Genomic DNA, 20,181 nt, shown 5'->3' on the forward strand with positions numbered 1-20,181 from the left:
CGCCCCGGGCGCGGACAGTCAGTGCAGGCGAAGGCGGCCGACGTAGCCCTCGGTGGCGGCGGACTTGAGCAGGCGACCCTGGGTGCGGGTGACGTCGGCCGGAAGGACGTGCCGGAGCAGGGCGTTGACGCCGGGGTCGAGGCTACGGGTGACGATCACGGCGGGGGAGATCTGGCCACACACGAGCGCGGCCGGGCCGCCGAGCGGGTTGAGGCGTAGCCCGGCCAACTCCGGTGGGATGACCGTGGGCATGCTGTGCCAGACCGCCGTGTCGACGTCACCGGCCAGCACGGCGGCCGGGGCCAGCACGAACGGAACCTGGACGTACTCAGGTGCCCGGTCACCGAACTCGGCCTCGCTGAGCCGCTGGTGGTCGTACGAGTTGCGGTCGATGCCGACCCGCAGGGGCGCGCGGGGCGGTCGGGTGGCGTGCTCGACCACAACGAGAGAGCCGTGGGAATAGAAGGTGGCCGGTCCCAGGTCGAGCCCGGTCAGTCCGGGCAAAGTGGCCCGGTGCCGTTCGAGGGCGCCGGCCGAGGTGACGGTCGCGTGGACCCGTTCGTGGTAGACGTCTTCGAGCCGGGTGCGGGCACCGGGCCGGAAGTCGGCCACCACCGCGACGCCCAGGCCGGTGAGCGCGTTCTGCACCACCTCGAGGATGCCCTGCTGCTCGATCGGCCCCTGCGGCGGCAGGATCATCCGGAAGTTGCCCAGGGCGGCCGCGTTCCACAACTGGCCGACGTCGCGGTTCACCACCACGGTGCCTTGATGGCCGCGCGCGGTCAGGGTCACCGCGCCGGATTCCTGGAGGTTGCGCAGCGCCTTGACGACCGTGCCCGTCCCCGCGTTGGTGCTGGCCTGCAGCTCCTGCACGGTCGGGATGCGCTGGCCGACCTCACGGGCCAACAGCATCCGGGCGAGGTGGGCGCGGACGTCGGGCTTGGCGGGAACGGTCACGGGCGGGCGCCGAACCCGAGCTTGCCGGGGTTGAGCAGGTGGTCGGGGTCGAGCGCGTCCTTGACCCTGCTCAGCACCGGATAGCCGGTGCCCAGCGACTCGCGGACCCAGGGCTGGCGGGCCAGGCCCCCGCCGTGGTGGTGGGAGATCTCGCCGTCGTGGGTGACGACCACCTTCATGGCCCGGGCCCAGATCTCCTCCAGCCGGGCCAGCGCCGTCTCGTCGTCATCGGCGTGTCCACGCAGGATCATGTAGAGCGACGATCCCTGGTCGTAGACGTGTGAGAAGTGGCCCAGCACCTCCTCGGCCAGGGGCGCCAGCTGTTCCTTGAGCTCGGTGTACATCGGGCCGATGCGACTCCACACGTTGGCCACCTCGACGGTCTCGGCGTAGCCGCCGGGCTCGGCGAGCAGGTTTTCCACCGAGGAGAAGTCGTAGCGTCGCGCCATCCAGGCGTCGACCGGTGCCGCACCCATGCTCGCCCCTCCATGCGCCGTCACGATCGCGGTGGCCGCGGCGTGCTCGGCGGTCGCCACGCCGGCCAGGCCCTCGTGTCCCAGGAACAATACCGGTGCGGTGACCGGGCTGTCCGGCACCGCGTGCGCAGCCTCGTCGATGTCGTAGAAGCGGACCAGGAAGGGGCGCAGCCCGGCCTGGGTGACCTCGCGCATCACGTCGAGGCCGGCGTGGAGCGACGGCAGCGTGAAGGCCTCGACGATCCGGCGCTCGGGGCGGGCGAAGACCTTCAGCGTCACGTGGGTGACCACGCCGAGGGTGCCCTCGGAACCGAGGAAGAACTCCTTGAGGTCCGGTCCCATCGCGGCGCGTGGGCGCTGGCCGAGGTCGGCGACCGTGCCGTCGGCCAGCACCACCTGATAGCCGACGACCAGATCTTCGATCCCCCCGTAGCGGGAGGAGAACTGGCCGGTGGCGCGGGTGGCGATCCAGCCGCCCACTGTGGAGCGACCGAGCGACTGGGGGGAGTGGTTGAGGGTCAGGCCGCGCTCGTCCAGCCACGCCTCGAGGTCGCTGCCCCGCACGCCGGCCGCGACGGAGACCGTACGGTCGAGTTCATCGAGTTCCGGCTCGGAGACCAGCCCGGCCAGGTCGAGCACGATGCCGCCGGCGACCGGCAGCGGCTGTCCGGTGACCGAGGAGCCGAGCCCCCAGGCGGTGACCGGGGTGCTGGTCTCGGCGCCGATTCGGAGCGCCTCGACCACGTCGGCGACGCTCGCCGCGCGCACGATCGCGTCGGGCCGGTGGGGGTGCCGGCCGAGCTTGGCCCAGACCGTGGTGACCGGCCAGGTGTCGTGGCTGCGGGCGTCGCGGTCGGCTTCGCCGGTGAGAAGCGCGTCCGGACCGAACGAGCGGCGCAGCTGGTCGATCACCGCGGCAGCGGACATGACGTACTCCCTAGGTAGCGGAACGATACAACCACTCAATCCTCAGAAACCTGAATTGTCAAGGCGCGGAAACCTGCCTGACCTCAGCTATTGACACAAGATGACTGGTGCTCGTAGCTTCGGTCAACAAGCAGATTTCTGAATGTTCGATGATGGTCTTCAGCCAGGGCCCGTTACGGGAAGGTGAGAAGCGGTGACGACGAACGCACTGCTCGAAGCGCGCGAGGTGCGGAAACGGTTCAGCGCCGTCGAGGCGCTGCGTGGGGCGAGCTTCTCGATCGACGCGGGCGAGGTGGTGGCGCTGATGGGCGACAACGGCGCCGGCAAGAGCACGCTGATCAAGACGATCTGCGGGGTGCACAGCCCGGACGGGGGCGAGATCCTCTTCCGCGGGCAGTCCATCGCCGGTCGCTCGCCCCGGGAGATCCACGGCATGGGCATCGAGACCGTCTATCAGGACCTGGCCCTGGCGCCCGATCTGGACACCGCGGCCAACCTCTACCTGGGTCGTGAGGTGCTGGCCAAAGGCGTCCTCGGGTGGTTCGGCGTGCTCAACAAGAAGCGGATGGCCGGGCACGCGCAGCGGGTGCTCACCGACCTCAACGTCAAGATCAAGGACGCCTCCGCGCCGGTGGCCATGCTCTCCGGCGGGCAGCAGCAGAGCGTCGCGGTCGCGCGCGCCGTCACCTGGGCCAACGAGCTGGTGATCATGGATGAGCCGACGGCCGCGCTCGGCGTGCCGCAGACCCGGGCGGTGCTCGACCTGATCCGTCGCGTCCGCGACTCCGGTCGCTCCGTCGTGCTGGTCAGCCACAGCCTGCCCGACGTCATGGCCGTCTCCGACCGCATCGAGGTGCTGCGCCTGGGCCGCCGGGTGGCCCGGCTGACCACGGCCGACACCACCGAGGAACAGATTGTCGGCGCCATGACCGGCGCCTTCAGCAGCGAGGGAGCGGCATGACCACCACGACCGAGACGCCGGCCGAGACACCGCCGACCGACCGGAAGCGGCGTCTGCTGCTCGGCTCGGCCACCGACATCACCGTGATCCTCATCGTGATCGTCGCGCTGTTCGCCATCCTCGACTTCGACGCCTTCCTCACCAGCGCCAACCTCATCAACGTCCTGATCAACGCCTCGCTGCTGATCGTGATGGCGGTCGGCGCCACGTTTGTCCTGATCACCGGGGGTGTCGACCTGTCGGTCGGCTCGGTTCTGGTCTTCTCCGGCGTGATCGCGGGCAAGGTGATGATCGCGATCGGCCCGCAGGGCTGGGGCGCCAGCATCGTCGGCATCGTCGTGTCGATGCTCGCCGGCGCGGTCTGGGGCGTCGTCAACGGCCTGGTCATCACGAAGATGCGGGTGCCACCCCTGATCACCACGCTCGGCTCGTTCGGCGCGGCCCTGGGCCTGGCCCAGATCATCACCGACGGAAACGATCTCAAGGACGTGCCCAACGAGCTGATCGACACCTTGGGCGTCGGGCGGTTCCTGGGCCTGCCCTGGCTGGTCTGGGTGGCGTTGCTGGTCGCCCTGATCGGCGGCGTGTTCCTGGCGTTCACCCGCTACGGCCGCCGCACCTACGCGATCGGCTCCAACGCCGAGGCGGCCCGTCGCGCCGGCATCAACGTCGACCGGCACCTGATCAGTGTCTACGCGATCGCCGGCCTGCTCGCCGGGCTGGCGGGAATCATGAGTTACGCGCAGTTCGGCTCGACCACGCTCAGCGGCCACGGCACCGACAACCTGGCGGTGATCGCCGCGGTCGTCATCGGCGGCACCAGCCTCTTCGGTGGCGTCGGCACGATGTTCGGCACCCTCGTCGGCACCACGATCCCGGCTGTGCTCGCCAACGGGCTGGTCATCGTGGGGCTCAACTCCTTCTGGCGCGACTTCGCGGTCGGCGTCGTCCTCGTCGCCGCCGTCTACCTCGACCAGCTCCGTCGCCGCTCCCGCACCACCCGATGAGATTGGACTCCCCCATGCGCACGTACAAGTGGATGGTGGCCGCGACCGCGGTCCTGAGCCTGACCGCGCTGACCGCCTGCGGTGGCGGTGACGACGAGGCCGGCGGCGGTGACAAGACCGGCGGCTTCAAGATCGCGTTGATCCCCGGCGTGGCCAACGACGCCTACTACGGCTCGGTGGCCTGCGGCGTGCAGGCGGCGGCCAAGGAGAGCGGCTCCACGGTCGAGGTGCAGGCCCCCAAGTCGTTCAGCCCGACCGACCAGATCCCGATCCTGCAGGCCGTCGTGGCCAAGAAGCCCGATGTCATCATCATCGCCCCGACCGACAGCAAGGCCCTCTACGCCCCGCTCAAGCAGGCCACCGCCCAGGGCATCAAGGTCGTGCTCGTCGACACCACGCTTGAGGACCCGTCGCTGGCCGAGGCCGAGGTAACCTCGGACAACATCGAGGCCGGAAAGACCGCCGCGGCCAAGCTGATCGAGTTGCTCGGGGACAAGGCGGGCTCGGTGCTCACGGTCAACCTGTCGGCCGGCGTCACCACCACCGACGACCGGTTCAAGGGCTTCGCCGAGGGCCTCAAGGCCAACCCGAAGCTCAAGGACCTGGGCCAGCAGTACTCGAACAACAGCGTGCAGACCGCGTCGTCGATCGTCTCGGCCACCGTCGCCGCCAACCCCGACCTGATCGGCATCTTCTCGACCGCCGCGTTCAACACCGAGGGTGCCGTCGCGGCGCTGCGGGCGGCCAACGACGACCGGGTCACCATCGTCGGCTTCGACGCCAACCCGCCCGGCGTCAAGCAGATCCAGGACGGCGAGGTCGCCGCCCAGGTGGTGCTCAAGCCCTACGACGAGGGCCTCGCGGCCGGCGAGCAGGCCGTCAACGCGCTCACCGGCAAGGAGGTCACCAAGAAGATCACCACCGGTGCGGTGGTGGCCACCAAGGACAACCTCGACAGCCCCGAGGTGAAGAAATACCTCTACAGCTTCACGTGCCCCGCCGCCTGAGCTCCTTCTCCCCGTCCGAAAGGCAAGACATGGATACCCGTACGGGTAAGAAGATCCGCCTCGGCCGCCTGCTCAACCCGAGCACCGGACGATCGGTCGTCATCGCCGCCTCGCACGGCGTGATGAGCGGTCCGCCCTCCGGGCTGCGCACCCGCGCCGAGATCGACACCGCCTTCGCCCACCTGGGCGCGGCCGACGGCGTGATGGTCTCCCCGGGCATGCTGCCGCTGATGGAGGACTTCTACGTCGGTCGCGGCCGGCCCGCCGCCGTGCTGCACCTGGACTGGAAGAACCACGGCCGCAGGATCTACACCCCGGGCCAGGACGGGCGTAGTGAAGGGGTGCTGGCCCAACTCGCCTCGCTCGAGGAGGTCGCGGCGGCCGGCATCGACGCCGTCATGACCTATCTCTACGTCGGCCAGCGCGACAGCACCCTCGAGCGTGCCGAGATCGAGCGCAACGCCCGGATCGTCGCCGACGCCGCCAAGGTCGGTGTCGCGGTGATCATCGAGCCGCGCTCGGCCCTGGAGGCGGAGGGCGCACACGCGCTCAGCACCGAGGTGCTCAGCCTGTACTGCCGCATCTCCGCCGACCTCGGCGCCGACCTGGTAAAAGTCATCTGGAACGGCTCGGTGGAGGCCTTCGCCCCGGTCGCCCAGACCTGTTACGCGCCGATCCTGGTCGCCGGCGGGCCGGGCGGCGCGGACGAGAAGGGCACGCTGCAGTTGGCCGCCGACGCGATCGAGGCCGGCGCGGCCGGCGTCATGTTCGGTCGCCGGGTGTTCCGGGCCGAGCGCCCCGCTGCCGTGCTCGACGGCCTGCGTGGAGTCGTGCACGACGGGCTGCCGGTCGACCAGGCCCTGGCCCGGCTGTCGGCGTAGAGGACGGGACCATGCTGCTGATCGTGGGCGAGGCGATCGTCGCCTACCAACGGGTGTACGGGCAGCCGTACACCGGGCCCTGGCCGAGCGGCTCGCCCGCGATCGCCGCCTACGTCGCCGCCCGGCTCGGCGTGTCGACCGTCTTCGTCGGCGGCGTCGGCCAGGACGGGCACGGCACCGTGATGGCCGGCGGACTAGCCGCGGGCGGGGTGGACATCGGCCACCTCGCGGTCAGCCCCGGCGCGCCCACCGCCACCGCGTACATCACCTATCGTGGCGAGGAGCGCGAGTTCGACTTCCGGGTCGGTGGCACGGCGGCGACCCTGGTAGCCGAGCATCACCTCGGCGACCTGCCGGAACGAGCCGACTGGCTGCACATGTCGGGCTCGGCGCTGATCTTCGGCGAGCCGCTGGCCGGGACCACCCTGGCCGCGTTGCGCCGGGCCCGGGCAGCCGGGGCCCGCATCTCGATCGATCCCAACGTACGCCCGGAAGCTCTGGACACCACAGCCCGGGCGGCGCTGGTCGAAGCGCTCGGACTGGCCCACGTCGTGCTGCCCAGCCAGGGCGAGCTCGAAGCGCTCGGGGTGGACGCCACCGCCCTGGTCGACGGCGGAGCGACGGTCTGCACGACACTCGGTCCCGGCGGCGCCACCCTGACCGTCGCCTCCGGTTCCGTCCACGTCGACGCCCCGGACGTGGACGCCGTGGACACCGACGGCGCCGGGGACTCGTTCGCGGCCGGGTTCATCGCCGCCTCGCTGGCCGGCGCCGGTCCGGTCGAGGCGACCCGGGCCGGCGTACGGGTGGCGGGCGCCGCGGTCGGCATCGAAGGCCCGATGACCGTCGTGCCCGACCGTGGGCTGCTGACCGGATGAGCGGGCGGCTGCTCGTGGTCGGGCTGGCCACCTCACTCGACCGTTACGCCTGGTTGCCGTCCTTCGCCGCTGGGACGATCAACCGCCCGACCGAGGTGGTCGCCCGCGCGGGCGGCAAGGGACTCAACGCGGCCCGGTCCGCCGCCGGACTCGGCGTCGACGTGCGCGCCATCGCGCTGACCGGCGGCGCGACCGGCCGTACCGTCCGCGCCCTGGGCCATCCGGCGGCGGTCCGCTTCGTCGACAGCGGCGTCGAGACCCGGCAGTGTCTCTGCCTGCTGGACGCCGCCGGGGTGCTGACCGAGGTGTACGAGCCGGTGCTGCCGGTGTCGTCTGAGATCTGGCCGTCGGTGGTGTCCGCGGTGGCCGACGAACTCGCCACCGCCGACCTGCTCGCTCTCTCCGGGCGCGTACCGCCGGGGCTCGGCGTCGACGCCCTGGCCGAGCTGGTGGACCTCGCCCACGCCGCAGGCGTCCCCGTCATCGTCGACTCGGACGGACCGGCGCTGGTCGCGGCCCTGCGGCGCGGCCCCACGATGGTGAAGGTGAACGAGACCGAGGCCGCCGCCGTGACCGACGACGGCCCGGCCGGGCTGGCCGCGCTGGGCGCCCGGTCGGTGGTCGTGACCGGCGGCGCCACCGGCGCCCGGTATCTGGGGGAGGACGGCCGGCAGATCTTCGTCACCCACGACGCGATTCCCGGCGCCGTCCCGGTCGGCAGCGGCGACGCCTTCCTGGCCGGCCTGGCCGCGCAATGGCTGATCGATGCCGCGCCCGCGCCGAATGATCCCGGCACCGTGCTGCGCGTCGCCGCCGCCGCTGCCCGCGCCAACGCCCGCCGACTGCCGGCCGGGGACATCACCCGGGAGTCGGTCGACGCTGAGCTCGCCTCGGTGCGTGTGCGGCCCGTCTGACGAATCCGGGAGGCTGACGGATGGAGTCGACAGTCCGGATGTCGGACGACTCAGTCGTCGGCCGCGTCCGCCGTGCCGTTGTCCACCGCGGGGAATGTCACCTGGACACGCAGCCCGTCGCGGCCGGTGGAGGACGCGGTGATGATGCCCCCGTGAGCCCGGGTGACCGAGCGGGCGATCGCCAGGCCCAACCCCGCGCCGCCGCCGTGGTCGATGCGCCTGCCGGACCGGCGTCGGAACGGCTCGAACAGGGCGGCGACCTCGTCCGGGGGGACGTCGTCGCCGGTGTTCTCGACGACAAGCGCCGGGTCCGTGCCCACCCGCACCTCGATCGTGCCCTCGGGCCGGTTGTACTTCAGGCCGTTCTGCACGAGGTTGACGACCAGTCGTTCCAGCAGCACCCGTTCACCGGCGACCAGCCGGGGGCTCAGCCGGCTGATGATCGTGACGCCGGACTCCTCGGCCCGGGCCCGGTGGGCGTCCAGCACCGCCGAGACGATCCGGTCGAGCCGCAGTGGGACGCGCGTCTGCAGACCACGATCGCTCTCGCTGAGCACCAGCAACCCCTCGATCAGGCGTTCGTTGCGCTCGTTGGTCTCCAGCAGCTGCGCGCTCAGCAGCGCGAGCTGATCATCGGTGAGAGTGCGGGCCAGACCGACCTCGATCAGGGTGCGCTGAACGGCGAGCGGGGTCCGCAGTTCGTGGGACGCGTCCGCGGCGAACCGGCGCTGGGCCTCGTATCCCACCGCGATCCGGTCCATCATCTCGTCGATGGCGCGGCCCAGGACGGTCAGTTCGTCGCGGCCCGGGCCGGGCCGGAGCCGGTGCCCCAGGTTCTGTGGTCCGACATTGGCGATCACCGGCACGAGGTCCCGCAGCGGGCGCAGGCACCAGCGCGCGGCCGGGTAGCCGGCGGCCAGGAGCCCCAGCAGCACGACCGTCACCGCGATCGTCATGGGGATGCGCGGACGCCGGAACACCTGGACGCAGACGAACGGGGCGTCGTTGCCAGGTGCCCGCAACCCGGGCGTGGCGCACCAGGACGGGCCGAACTCCCGCCACAGCCCGAGCAGCAGCTCGGCGGCCGTCGTCACGAACGGGGCGATGAGCAGGAGCAGCCCGAAGACCAGGACTATCCGCCGGGCCGGCGAGGGGAGGCTCATGCCCCGAGCCGATAGCCGACGCGCGGCACCGTGTGGATGACCGGCGGCTCACCGAGCTTGCGGCGCAGGGTCATCACGGTGGTCCGTACCGTGTTGGTGAACGGGTCGGTGTGTTCGTCCCAGGCCTGCTCCAGCAGGTCCTCGGCGCTGACCACCCGGCCGTCGGCGCGCATCAGCACGTGCAGGACGGCGTACTCCTTCGGGGACAACGAGAGCGTCAGCCCGTCGCGGGAGGCGGTGTGCCGGGTGACGTCCAGCACGATGCCGTCCCGCTCCAGCACCGGGGGCAGCGCCGGGGTCGAGCGTCGGGACAGCGCCTGCAACCGGGCGACGAGTTCGGCGAAGGCGAACGGCTTGGTCAGGTAGTCGTCCGCGCCGAGGCCGAGACCTTCCACGCGTTGCCGTATGCCGGCTGCGGCGGTCAGCAGCAGCACCCGGGTGCCGGCGCCGGACCCGGCGATCCACCGGCACACCTCGTCGCCGGTCTTGCCTGGCATGTCCCGGTCGAGGACGGCCACGTCGTAGCGGTTGACCGCAAGCCGTTCCATCGCGCTGTCACCGTCGTAGACCACGTCGACGGCGACGGACAACCGGCGCAGGCCCTCGGCCACCGTGTCGGCGAGCATCCGCTCGTCGTCCGCCATGAGCACCCGCACGGTTCCCCTCTCCGTCGCCGCCCGTGCCCGGAACCGCCATGTTCGGGCCCGGTACCGCCGCCCGCAAGGCTGCCACCTGCCGGATAAAGAACCGATAAGGGCGCCGCTGACGCTCCGCCGACCACCGGAGTCCCAGCATGGGTGCGTTCCTGCCCCCGTTCGTACAGGCTGGTGACCCCGTGCTCCGACTCGTCACGAAGTGTGCCACGGCCGTCCTGGCGGCCACCGTGGTTACCGTCGTTCCCGTTTCGGCCCGGCCGGCGTCCGCGATCGCGCACGGTGCGGACGCGGCTGACGGCGCGTACCGGTTCTCGGCCCGGCTGACCATGACCGGTCTGCCCGTGGCCGGCGGTGGCACCCGGGACAGTTGGTGCTCCGGCGCGCTGATCGCCCCGCGCTGGGTGATCACTGCCGGCCACTGCTTCCGCACCCGCGACGGTAAGCGGGTCAGCCGGGTCGTCGCCGACCGGACCAGTGTCACGGTCGGGCGCACGGACCTCGCCGGTCGGGCCGGGTACGAGGCGGAGGTGGTCGCGGTCCGCCAGGCGGACACCGTCGACGTGGCCCTGGTCGAACTCGACACCGCGATCACCGGCGTGGTGCCGCTGCGGCTCGCCGACGCGCCGCCGGTGGCCGGTGAAGTGCTCCGGCTGACCGGGTACGGCTCGACCACCGCCGACGGACTCGCCCCGGCGGGCCGGCTCCAGACCGGCCGGTTCACCGTCGGCCGGGTCGGTGCCGACGTCATCGAGACCTCCGGCCGGGCGCCTCGCGTGGACACCAGCCCGTGCCCGCACGACTCGGGCGGGCCCTACTTCCGCGAGCAGGCGGACGGCACGGCCGTGCTGGTCGCGGTCGTCAGCACCGGCCCGGGATGTCCACATCCGGGCCCCGACCTCAGCGCCCGCACCGACATCCTCGGCGACTGGATCGCGGACACGATCGAGACGCCGACCGGTCCGGCGCGCTGGATGCCGGTCGGGGCGGGCGTGGGCGTGGTGCTCGTGCTGCTGTCGGTGGCCCTGACGACGCTTCGGCGCCGGCGAGCAGCGCAGCGGACGAGGTGAAGCGTCAGAAGCTGCTGACCAGCTTCACGAACGCTTCGTCGATCTTGCTGGGATCGGTCGCGTCGAAGGCCTTGCCCGACGACGCCTTGGCGATCCGGTCCAGGGTGGCGAAGTCCGACTCCCGGTCGAAGGCGATGCAGAACACCTTCACCGGACGCTGCGGGTCCAGGGCGACCTCGGCGAGCACGCGGGCCAGGTCGTTGTCCTTGCCGTACTCGTTCTTGCCGTCGGTCAGCACGACGATCGCGTTGATCCGCTCTGGGTCGTACCGGTCGAGCAGCGCTCGGTGTGCGGCCCGGACCGTCGCGTAGAGCGCGGTGCTGCCGGCGACCTGCAGGCCGGCGACCTTGCTGGTGATCCGCTTTCGGTCGAACTCGCCGAGCGGCACCTCCTCGCGGTAGGGGCCCTTCGGCCGCTTCGGTGTCTCCGAGGAGAACGACCAGAGCCCCACCCGGTCCTCGGTGTTGAGCAGCGCGAGGCCCTTGCCCGCCGCCGCCGAGGCGACCTGGAAGCGGGTACGGGTGCCGACCATCGCCTCCATGGATCCGGACGTGTCCAGGGCGATCAGGATGTTGGCCTTCTTGCGGAGCGTTCGCCAGCCGTCAAGCATCGCGCCGACCACCTGTGGGTCCGGGGGCTCGAAGTAGGTGAGCCCGCCGGTGGGCTCGGCGCCGACGGAGGCGAGCAGCTCCGCCGAGGCGCGGCGCTCGTGGTCCCGGAAACCGAGACGGGCGAAGCTCTCCTGCTGGGCGTCCTCGGTCAGGAACGCCCGGAAGTCGGCAGCCGCCGCGCGCTGTCGCTCATCGGCGGAGGGCAGCACCACGAACGGGTGGTCCAGGTTGAACGTGCCCTCCTTGGGGTGGACGGCGACAAGCGGGACGTTCGGCCGGCGGCCCCGCTCCTGCCCGTCCGGCCGGGGGCTCAGCGCGCCCGTGTTGTAGAGGTCCACCAGTTCCTCCTGCAGGACGATGGCGCTCATGTCGTCCGTGCTGCCCGCGCCGCCGGCCAGGTCCGCCTCGGCGAGACTGCGCAGCAGGTCCACCGAGTCGTCGCTGTAGTGCGACACGTTGGCCTCGATCCGGCGGACGAACTGGGTGACCGCGGGGTCGGCCAGGTCGGACCGGGTCAGGTCGCTGGACCGTTGCACCGCCGCGTAGTAGGTGGCGATGGTCGCCGCCAGCCCGGAGGTGGACAGGTTGGGGTTGTCCTTGCCGAAGGTGAACCGGCCCCACTCCGGCTTGCCGAAGCCCGCCCACCCGTCCCGGCCGGAGAGGCCCAGGATCTCCCCCCAGCCCAGCGGCCCGCGCTGGCGTACCAGTTCGGCCTTGGGCTGCGGCATCGCGATCACCAGCGGGCTGTTGGCGATCGACGGGTATCGGTCCGGTGTCTGCGGCGCCCGCCCGGCGGCCTGGTCGAGCAGCCGGAGCTGGCCGGTCCACAGGCTCGACGTCGGCAGCCACACCTGTGGCTGCGGCAGGCCGGTGCGGGTCCAGCCGGTGGCCAGCGCCTCGGCTGCCTGGCCCGAGTTGAGCGCGCTGACGTGCACCTGGGCGCAGCCGCCGCCGTCGATCGACCGGCTGCTCCGGTTGTACCGCTCGGCCAGGTCGACGAGCAGATCCGCCTTCTCCGTCGAGGAGTTGACCTGGAGCGTGGTGGCGCAGTCGGTGCGGGCCCCCGCGCTGCCCGCTTCGCGCTGCCGGACGAACACGTACGCCCCGGCGATGACCACCAGCCCGGCGGTGACGGCGGCGGTGTAGGGCAACCACTGCCGCCTACGCGTAGCGGATGAGGTCATCGGGGCGTCCTCCTGGCCGGGCGGTCGGTGCCAGTCAACCTATCGATCCGGCGCCAGCCGGCGACCCGGGCCCCTGCCGCCCGAGTCACCCGCGGTCGGACCGTCCACCGACCGCCGTCGCGACCAGTAGCCGAACCAGGTAGACCACGACGAAGGCAACCGCCCCGGCTGCGGCGGCCGGGCCGATCGCGTTCGACGCGACGTAGCCGGCGGCGGCGCCGGCCGAGCCGAGGAAGAGCGCGGTCGAAATGCCCCAGGCGTCGAGGGCCTCGTCACGCAGTCGCCGCAACGCACCGTCCGGCCCGGCACCGACGCCGGGCTCCGTCACCGGCGGGTGTGCCGGCTGGGTCGGCCGGGCCTGGGACGGCACCGTTGGTTGAGTCGGCGTCTGCGGCACCGTCGGCCGAGTCGGCGTCTGCGTCTGCGGCGGGCGCGGCTGCGGTGCCGTCGGCGTGAGCTGGGGGAGCGGGTGGTTCGGCGTCGGCGCGCCCGCGGTCTCGTTGCCGGCCTCGAGCAGGCTCTTCCGACGTAGCGGCTCGGTGCCCGTGGCGGTCTGCCGGAGCAGCCGCACCAGCACGCTCTCGGCATCGGGTCGATTCGCCGGATCCTTGGCCAGGCACTCCCGGATCAGCTCGTCCAGCACGGGAGGCAACGCGGGCAGCTCGGGCGGATCGTGCACCACCCGGTGCATCACGGCGAAGAGCGAGTCATTGCCGAAGGGCGGCCGACCGCCGGCCGCGAAGGCGATCGTGGCCGCCCAGGCGAAGACGTCGCAGGGCGGCCCGACCGAGTCGTTGCGGAACCGCTCGGGCGCCATGTACGCGGTGGTTCCCATGACCCGGCTGGATGCCGTCTCGGTGACGCCCAACGCGCGGGCGATACCGAAGTCGATCACCCGAGGACCGTCCTTGCCGAGCACCACGTTGTCCGGTTTCAAATCGCAGTGCACCACCCCGGAGCCGTGGATCGCGGCGAGCGCGGTCACCGTGCCGACCGCGAGCCGATGCAGGGCGTTGCCGGTCACCGGGCCGCGCTCGCGCACGTGCCGGTGCAGGGTCGGGCCCTCGATGAACTCACTGACCACGTAGGGTCGCTCACCGTCCACGTCGGCGAAGAGCACCTGCGCGGTGCAGAACGGGGCGACCCGGCGTGCGGCGGCGATCTCCTTCACGAACTGCGACCGTGCCCGTGGATCACTCAGGTCGACGTTGATCAGCTTGACCGCGACCCGGTCGCCGGCGTCGTCCTCCCCGAGATAGACGACCCCCTGGCCGCCCGCGCCGAGCCGGCCGAGCAACCGGTACCGGCCGGCGGTGATCGGATCGTGCGTCCACAGTTTCGCCAACTCCGGCAGCGGCGTGCCGGCCAGTTCTGACATCCCGACTCCATCAGCGTCGTGCCCGGCCACCGGCGGCGCAGGACAGGGTCATCGTGTCATGTCCGATAAAAATCCAAGGTGGTCTAACTCTGGACCTTTACTGTTAGGAGTCTTAATAATAGGGCGCCGGTCCCGATCCGATCCGGAAGGCTCACCCCCATGCGTCGCCCCGCCCTCCTTGCCCTGGCCGCCGTGCTGGCCGCCGGTGGCGCCACCGTCTATCTGGCGTCGTCCGCCTCCGCGGCCGCCGCCTGCCACCCCACCTGGTCGTCGTCCGCCGTGTACGTCGGCGGCGGTCAGGCTTCCTACCAGGGCGTCAACTACCAGGCCAAGTGGTGGACCCAGAACGAGAACCCGGCCACGCACAGCGGCCAGTGGGACGTCTGGGCCAACCAGGGCGCCTGCGGCGGCACCAACCCGCCGACCACTGCACCGCCGACCACGACGACGCCGCCGACCACCCGACCCCCGACCACTCCACCGCCCACGACCACCCCGCCGGCCACCACGCCTCCGCCGACCGGCAACGGCCAACTGCCGAAGCACTTCCTCACCGGTTACTGGCAGAACTTCGACAATCCGGCCCGGGAGATCCGGCTCCGTGACGTACCGGCCGACTACGACCTGGTCGCGGTCGCGTTCGCCGATGCGACGAGCACGCCCGGCGCGGTGTCCTTCACCATCGACGCGGGCCTGAGCGCCTCACTCGGCGGCTACACCAACGCCGACTTCAAGGCCGACGTCGCCACCCTGCACGCGCGTGGCAAGAAGGTCATCATCTCGGTCGGCGGCGAGCGCGGCACCATCTCGGTCGCCAGTTCCAGCGCCGCCGCGAACTTCGCCAACTCGATCGTCAACCTCATCGGCGCCTACGGGTTCGACGGCGTCGACATCGACCTGGAGAACGGCGTCAACGCGACGTACATGGCCCAGGCGCTGCGGGACATCCGCAACCGGACGAACCCGAACCTGATCATCACGATGGCGCCGCAGACCATCGACATGCAGAGCACCGGCGGCCAGTACTTCCAACTGGCACTGAGCATCAAGGACATCCTGACCGTCGTCCACACCCAGTTCTACAACTCCGGAGCGATGCTCGGCTGCGACAACAACGCCGCGTACAGCCAGGGATCGGTCAACTTCCTCGTCGCGCTCGCCTGCATCCAGCTCGAGCACGGGCTCCGGCCGGACCAGGTCTCCCTCGGCCTGCCGGCCGCGCCGAGCGCCGCCGGTGGCGGCTACGTCAACCCGTCGGTGGTCAACCAGGCCCTCGACTGTCTCGCCAAGGGCACCAACTGCGGCTCCGTCAGGCCGCCGCGCACCTACCCCGGCATCCGTGGCGCCATGACGTGGTCGGTCAACTGGGACGTCACCAACGGCAACGGATTCGCCACCACCATCCGGCCCCACCTCAACACCCTTCCCTGAACCCCCGCAGGAGAGTGTCATGAAACTCAGGCAGAAGATCCTGTCCCTGGCCGCCGTCACGGTCACCGCCACCGCGCTCGCGATCGCCCCGATGACCACGTCCAGCGCGGCTGCGGCCTGCTACCCGGCCTGGTCGTCGTCCGCCGTGTACGTCGGCGGCGGTCAGGCTTCCTACCAGGGCGTCAACTACCAGGCCAAGTGGTGGACCCAGAACGAGAACCCGGCCACGCACAGCGGCCAGTGGGACGTCTGGGCCAACCAGGGCGCCTGCGGCGGCACCACCCCGACCACCCCGCCGCCCACCGGGCCGACCAACCCGCCGCCGGCCGGCAAGATGGCGGCGGCGCCGTACGTCTACCCCGGCTGGGGCAACCCGCCGGCCCCGTCGACGATCACCGGCCAGGGCGTCCGCGCGTTCACCGTCGCGTTCGTGTTGGCGAACGGCTGCAACCCGGTCTGGGACGGCGAGGGCGGCCTGACCGGCGGCGTCCACGAGTCCTGGATCAACCAGGCCAAGGCGGCCGGCGCGAGCATCGTCCCGTCGATCGGCGGCTGGCAGGGCAACAAGCTCGGCCCGAACTGCGCCACCCCGGAGGCCCTCGCCGGCGCGTACCAGAAGGTCATCAACACCTTCGGTCTGAAGGCCATCGACATCGACATCGAGAACTACGACGAGTTCGAGAACTACACCGTCGCCGACCGCATCGTGAGCGCCCTGGGCATCATCAAGCGCAACAACCCGGGCGTCACCACGATCCTGACCTTCGGCACGACCACGAACGGCCCGAACGCGCACGGCGTCCGGCTCATCAACCAGGCCCGGGCGTTGAACGCCAACGTGGACATCTTCACCATCATGCCGTTCGACTTCGGCGGCGGCAGTGACATGTACACAAGCACCCGCAACGCCGCGGAGGGCCTGAAGAACCAACTCAAGTCCACGTTCGGCTGGAACGACAAGACGGCGTACGCGCACATGGGCATCTCCGGCATGAACGGTCTCTCCGACCAGCAGGAGGTCACCACCCCGGAGACCTGGACGCGGATCCGGGACTACGCCCGGAACAGCGGTCTCGCCCGGTTCACCTTCTGGGCGGTGAACCGGGACCGCGGCTGCGCCGGCGGCGGTGTGGTGTCGAACTGCAGCGGCATCGCCCAGAGCGACTGGGAGTTCAGCCGGATCTCCGCCGGCTTCTGAGGCGTCGGACGGCCACGCACGCCCCCGGCGCGGACCGCCGGGGGCGTGCGTGGTCAGCGGACAGGTGGTGGACGCCTCACTGCACCGGCGCCAGCCACAGGTTGGTGATGTCGAAGAACTCGATCTGCGGCACGTGCACCGCGTTGCGCACCCGGCTGCCGTGGTAGCGGGAGGTCATCGCGGCGAACGACAGGATCGGCACGACCGGGAGATCCTGCATGATCCGTACGTCGATCTCGTGCCACAGTTCCTCGGCCCGCCGCTCGTCCAACTCTTCCAGGGCCCGCTCGATGAGGGCGTCGACCTCGGGGTTGTGGTAACCGCCGTAGTTCGTGGTGCCCGGCACGTCGTTGCTCTGGAACAGCGGCTGCACGATGACCCGCCCGTTGTTGCCGAACCAGTCCGGGGTGAAGCCGGGCTCGGCGATGTCCCAGTCGCCGCGCCGACCGGCCTCCGGGTCGGAGAGCGCGAAACCGTAGTATTCCGCCTGGCTGAAGAACCGCCACTCCAGGTTGATGCCGATCTCGGCGAGGTTGGCCGCCACCGAGTCCATCACCTTGCGGTGGATGCCGATCTGCCGGACCGCGGCGATCAGCGTGAGCCCGTCGCCGTAGCCCGCCTCGACCAGCAGCTCGCGGGCACGGGCCCGGTCGCCGCGGTGGCCCGGCGTCGCGTACGGGTCGAAGTCCTCCCGGTGGCCGACGCTGCCCCGGGGGATCACCGACCCCAGCGGTTCGTTCGGCGCGTCCAGCGCGTCGAGGATCTCGCCGACCGCCACCTTGTCGATGGCGTACGCGATGGCCTGGCGGACCTTCGGGTTGGCGGTGGCCCGGCCCTGGTTGGGGCTGCGCAGGTTGAACACCAGGTACGGGTTGAGCGCGAAGCCGGGATAGGTACGGGGCGCGGCGTCCTGGCCGGGCTTGGGGCGGTCCCAGGACACGGCGGTGTAGGACCAGGCGAGGTCCACCTCGCCGGCGTCCATCCGTCGTTCCATCTCGGGCACCGGCACGTCGGAGGCGACCGTGATGTGGATGGCGTCCACGAACTGGTTGCGGATCGGGTCGGTGTCCTTGCGCCAGACCGGGTTGCGCTCCATCCGGATCTCCATGCCCCGGTCGGCGTAGCGGGTCAACCGGTACGGCGCGCAGGAGCGGGTGTTGCGGCGGAACTCCGGGCTGTCCGGCAGATAGGCGTCGTATTCCACCGGCGCGGGCGCGGTGAAGCCGGTGGCCAGGATGTTCAGGAAGTCGTTTGCCGGCCGGACGAGCTGGAACACCAGGGTGTGGTCGTCGGCGGCGCGCAGGCCCGCGATGTCGTGGCTGTTCTGGAAGGCGGCCAGCGCCGCCGGCGTGACCTCGGCGTCGGTGAACGCCGCCCGGTACGCCTCGCAGTAGTCCCGGAAGCCGACGATGGTGCTGGTGAAGTAGGGCAGCGCGCCGGCGCCCGCGACCGGGTTGGGCAGCCGCTTGAAGGCGCGCACCACGTCGTGGGCGGTGACCTCGCGCGGTGGGGCCGAGTCCCAGAGCACGCCCTCGCGCAGGCGGATGGTCACGGTGCGGCGGTCGGCGCTGAGCCCGCCGTTGTCCAGGGTCGGCGTCTCGGCCGCGAGGTCCGGCATCGGGGTGAACGACAGCTCGGGGGAGGACAGGTCGTCGGTGGCCGGGTACGCGAACAGATGGCGGGACAGCGCGCGCAGGATCTGCGCCGAGGTGGCGTAGTAGGCGCTTGCCGTGTCGAGGTGGTCGACGCCGCCGGGGCCGACCAGCCGTAGGACGCCGCCGTACCGCGGGTCGTCACGTTCGGGGGCGAGCCCGGTTGCCGGGTCGGCGAGAGGCTGTGCCGTGTCGGTCATGACTGTCGACCTCCATCTTCGAGGGTGACGGCGTCGGCGGACGGGCCGCCACCGGGTCTAGGCGTCCATCGATGCATAGACTATACGATAGTAAATCTCTGGGGCGTGTGATCGCGGCAAATGCGAGTCATGCCCCTCGGTGACTGCCTAAAGCGATAGTGAATGGCGGTCGCCGTCGGCTCCCACGACGGAGGGAATCCCGTGACCCAGGAGACCAGCGCGAAGAACGAGTCCATCGCCGCGGTGCTGGCCCGCCAGCGCACCGAGGCAGAGGCGAGCCGGGCGGCAGCGGCGGTCGGCGCGGCCGGACCCCGCTTCCCGGAGGTGCCCAGGGGGCCGCTTGAGGACGAGACGACCTGGCGGCAGGTCCGCGACCTCTTTCCGATCGACCCCGCCCTGAGCCACCTCAACGTCGGCACCATCGGGTCCGCCCCGAAGCGGGTGCTGGAGATGCTCAAGCTGGCCGACTACGACTTCGCCCGGCATCCCCGCGACCCGTATCCGCCGACCACCATGAACGAGCCGCGGGCGGTGCTGGCCGCCGCCTACGGCTGCGACCCCGACGAGATCGCCATCGTCCAGGGCGCCACCGACGGCAACTCGCGCATCCTCAACGGCCTCGACCTCGGCGCGGGCGACGAGGTCGTCACCACCACCCACGAGTGCTACACGATGCAGGCGCCGCTCAACCTGTTGCACAACCGGCGCGGCGTGGTGGTCCGCAAGCTCACCCCGAAACTCGGGCCGGACCAGTCCGCCGAGGAGATCGTCGAGATGTTCGAGGCGGCGATCACCCCGCGGACCCGGGTGCTCCAGTGGGCCGCGGTGACGTTCACGGTCGGCACCACCATGCCCAACCGGGCACTCGCCGAACTGGCACACCGGCACGGTCTGATCAGCGTGGTGGACGGCGCGCACCTGCCGGGCCAGTTCGCGCTGAACCTGCACGAGATGGGCGTCGACTTCCTCAGCGGCTCGGGGTCGAAGTATCAGTGCGGGCCGATGGGCACCGGCATCCTCTACGCCCGCAACAAGGTGCTCCCCGAATACAACCCACTGCCCCTGCCGACGTTCTGGCCGGTCATCTCGCTCTGGTACCCGATCGACGGTGAGCTGCCGCCGCGGACCACCACGCGGGAACCGACGTACGACATCGGCACGTTCGTTCAGAAGACCGGGTCCGCCGACCTGTCCCGGGGGCCCGCGCTCCAGGCCGCCTGCGAGATCTTCCAGTCCATCGGCCAGGAGAACATCCAGCGGTACGTGCACGGCCTGAGCCGCCACCTCAAGCACCGCGTCGCCGAGCACTGGGGCGAGTCGGCGCTGTTCAGCCCGTTGCACGACGAGCGGCTGCACTGCGGCATGGTGGCCTTCCAGCCGTTCCGCGACCCGGAACACGCCCTGGACATGAACCGGTTCGTCGAGTTCGAGCAACGGATGGAGGACGAGTACGGGGTGAACCTCCGGTTCACGTTCTTCCCCGTACGCGGCTCCGACACCGAGCGGTTCGCCATCCGGCTGGCCCCGCACCTCTACAACAACCGGGAGGAGATCGACCACGCGGTCGACTCGATGATCAAGCTGACCGAGGCGATGGACTGAGCGGCACCGGGCCGCCCGACCGACCCCGGCC

17 protein-coding genes are annotated in these 20,181 nt (G+C 71.1%); 10 read left to right on the forward strand and 7 right to left on the reverse strand.

What is annotated here, in order from left to right; all coding sequences use genetic code 11:
- Positions 1–18 precede the first annotated feature (18 nt).
- Positions 19–957: a YhfZ family protein gene (locus tag O7602_RS09815; protein ID WP_281588058.1), complete on the reverse strand. Its 939-nt coding sequence runs from the start codon at positions 955–957 to the stop codon at positions 19–21.
- Complete coding sequence (locus O7602_RS09820) at positions 954–2,360, reverse strand: FAD-binding oxidoreductase (RefSeq protein ID WP_281588060.1); 1,407 nt, start codon at positions 2,358–2,360, stop codon at positions 954–956. Before O7602_RS09820 ends, O7602_RS09815 begins: the two co-directional genes overlap by 4 nt.
- Positions 2,361–2,553: 193 nt before the next feature.
- Here O7602_RS09820 and O7602_RS09825 point away from each other — a divergent pair, with 193 nt between their 5' ends.
- The 6 genes from O7602_RS09825 to O7602_RS09850 are packed head-to-tail and all read left to right on the forward strand — an operon-like array spanning position 2,554 to position 8,008.
- Positions 2,554–3,321 carry an ATP-binding cassette domain-containing protein gene (locus O7602_RS09825; protein WP_281588061.1) on the forward strand — a complete coding sequence of 256 codons (768 nt, stop codon included), beginning with the start codon at positions 2,554–2,556 and terminating at the stop codon, positions 3,319–3,321.
- Positions 3,318–4,328 (forward strand): ABC transporter permease, encoded by a 1,011-nt coding sequence (locus O7602_RS09830; RefSeq protein ID WP_281588063.1) that lies wholly within the window; start codon positions 3,318–3,320, stop codon positions 4,326–4,328. The genes O7602_RS09825 and O7602_RS09830 overlap by 4 nt, the downstream gene beginning before the upstream one ends.
- Before the next feature lie 14 nt (positions 4,329–4,342).
- Positions 4,343–5,335, forward strand: coding sequence for an ABC transporter substrate-binding protein (locus O7602_RS09835; RefSeq protein WP_281588065.1), 993 nt, complete (start codon positions 4,343–4,345; stop codon positions 5,333–5,335).
- 29 nt (positions 5,336–5,364) lie between these two features.
- Positions 5,365–6,216 (forward strand): hypothetical protein, encoded by an 852-nt coding sequence (locus tag O7602_RS09840; RefSeq protein ID WP_281588066.1) that lies wholly within the window; start codon positions 5,365–5,367, stop codon positions 6,214–6,216.
- 11 nt (positions 6,217–6,227) lie between these two features.
- Entirely contained in the window at positions 6,228–7,094 is an 867-nt protein-coding gene (locus O7602_RS09845; protein ID WP_281588067.1) for a PfkB family carbohydrate kinase, read from the forward strand.
- Positions 7,091–8,008 carry a PfkB family carbohydrate kinase gene (locus O7602_RS09850; RefSeq protein ID WP_281588068.1) on the forward strand — a complete coding sequence of 306 codons (918 nt, stop codon included), beginning with the start codon at positions 7,091–7,093 and terminating at the stop codon, positions 8,006–8,008. Before O7602_RS09845 ends, O7602_RS09850 begins: the two co-directional genes overlap by 4 nt.
- 50 nt (positions 8,009–8,058) lie before the next feature.
- Here O7602_RS09850 and O7602_RS09855 read toward each other — a convergent pair whose 3' ends face one another.
- Entirely contained in the window at positions 8,059–9,171 is a 1,113-nt protein-coding gene (locus O7602_RS09855; protein ID WP_281588070.1) for an ATP-binding protein, read from the reverse strand.
- A complete protein-coding gene (locus tag O7602_RS09860) occupies positions 9,168–9,827 on the reverse strand; it encodes a response regulator transcription factor (protein WP_281588072.1) in 660 nt (219 codons plus the stop codon). The genes O7602_RS09855 and O7602_RS09860 overlap by 4 nt, the downstream gene beginning before the upstream one ends.
- Positions 9,828–10,006: 179 nt before the next feature.
- Between O7602_RS09860 and O7602_RS09865 the strand changes: the two genes are divergently transcribed.
- Complete coding sequence (locus tag O7602_RS09865; RefSeq protein ID WP_281588073.1) at positions 10,007–10,894, forward strand: trypsin-like serine protease; 888 nt, start codon at positions 10,007–10,009, stop codon at positions 10,892–10,894.
- Between the two features lie 4 nt (positions 10,895–10,898).
- Here the strand turns inward: O7602_RS09865 and O7602_RS09870 are convergent, their stop codons facing one another.
- Positions 10,899–12,689 carry an extracellular solute-binding protein gene (locus tag O7602_RS09870; protein WP_281588075.1) on the reverse strand — a complete coding sequence of 597 codons (1,791 nt, stop codon included), beginning with the start codon at positions 12,687–12,689 and terminating at the stop codon, positions 10,899–10,901.
- An 85-nt stretch (positions 12,690–12,774) separates the two neighbouring features.
- Positions 12,775–14,067: a protein kinase gene (locus O7602_RS09875; protein ID WP_281588077.1), complete on the reverse strand. Its 1,293-nt coding sequence runs from the start codon at positions 14,065–14,067 to the stop codon at positions 12,775–12,777.
- Positions 14,068–14,226: 159 nt separating this feature from the next.
- Between O7602_RS09875 and O7602_RS09880 the strand changes: the two genes are divergently transcribed.
- Both O7602_RS09880 and O7602_RS09885 read left to right on the forward strand, forming a co-directional pair.
- The gene (locus O7602_RS09880; protein WP_281588079.1) at positions 14,227–15,498 is read left to right on the forward strand and encodes a glycosyl hydrolase family 18 protein; all 1,272 of its coding nucleotides are present in this window, start codon (positions 14,227–14,229) and stop codon (positions 15,496–15,498) included.
- Positions 15,499–15,517: 19 nt separating this feature from the next.
- The gene (locus O7602_RS09885; RefSeq protein ID WP_281588080.1) at positions 15,518–16,696 is read left to right on the forward strand and encodes a glycosyl hydrolase family 18 protein; all 1,179 of its coding nucleotides are present in this window, start codon (positions 15,518–15,520) and stop codon (positions 16,694–16,696) included.
- 76 nt (positions 16,697–16,772) lie between these two features.
- Here O7602_RS09885 and O7602_RS09890 read toward each other — a convergent pair whose 3' ends face one another.
- Entirely contained in the window at positions 16,773–18,548 is a 1,776-nt protein-coding gene (locus tag O7602_RS09890) for an ABC transporter substrate-binding protein (RefSeq protein WP_281588082.1), read from the reverse strand.
- 201 nt (positions 18,549–18,749) lie between these two features.
- Here O7602_RS09890 and O7602_RS09895 point away from each other — a divergent pair, with 201 nt between their 5' ends.
- Positions 18,750–20,150 carry an aminotransferase class V-fold PLP-dependent enzyme gene (locus O7602_RS09895; protein ID WP_281588084.1) on the forward strand — a complete coding sequence of 467 codons (1,401 nt, stop codon included), beginning with the start codon at positions 18,750–18,752 and terminating at the stop codon, positions 20,148–20,150.
- The last annotated feature ends 31 nt before the right edge of the window (positions 20,151–20,181 follow it).

It is taken from the genome of Micromonospora sp. WMMD1128 (assembly GCF_027497235.1).
Classification (GTDB): Bacteria; Actinomycetota; Actinomycetes; order Mycobacteriales; family Micromonosporaceae; genus Micromonospora.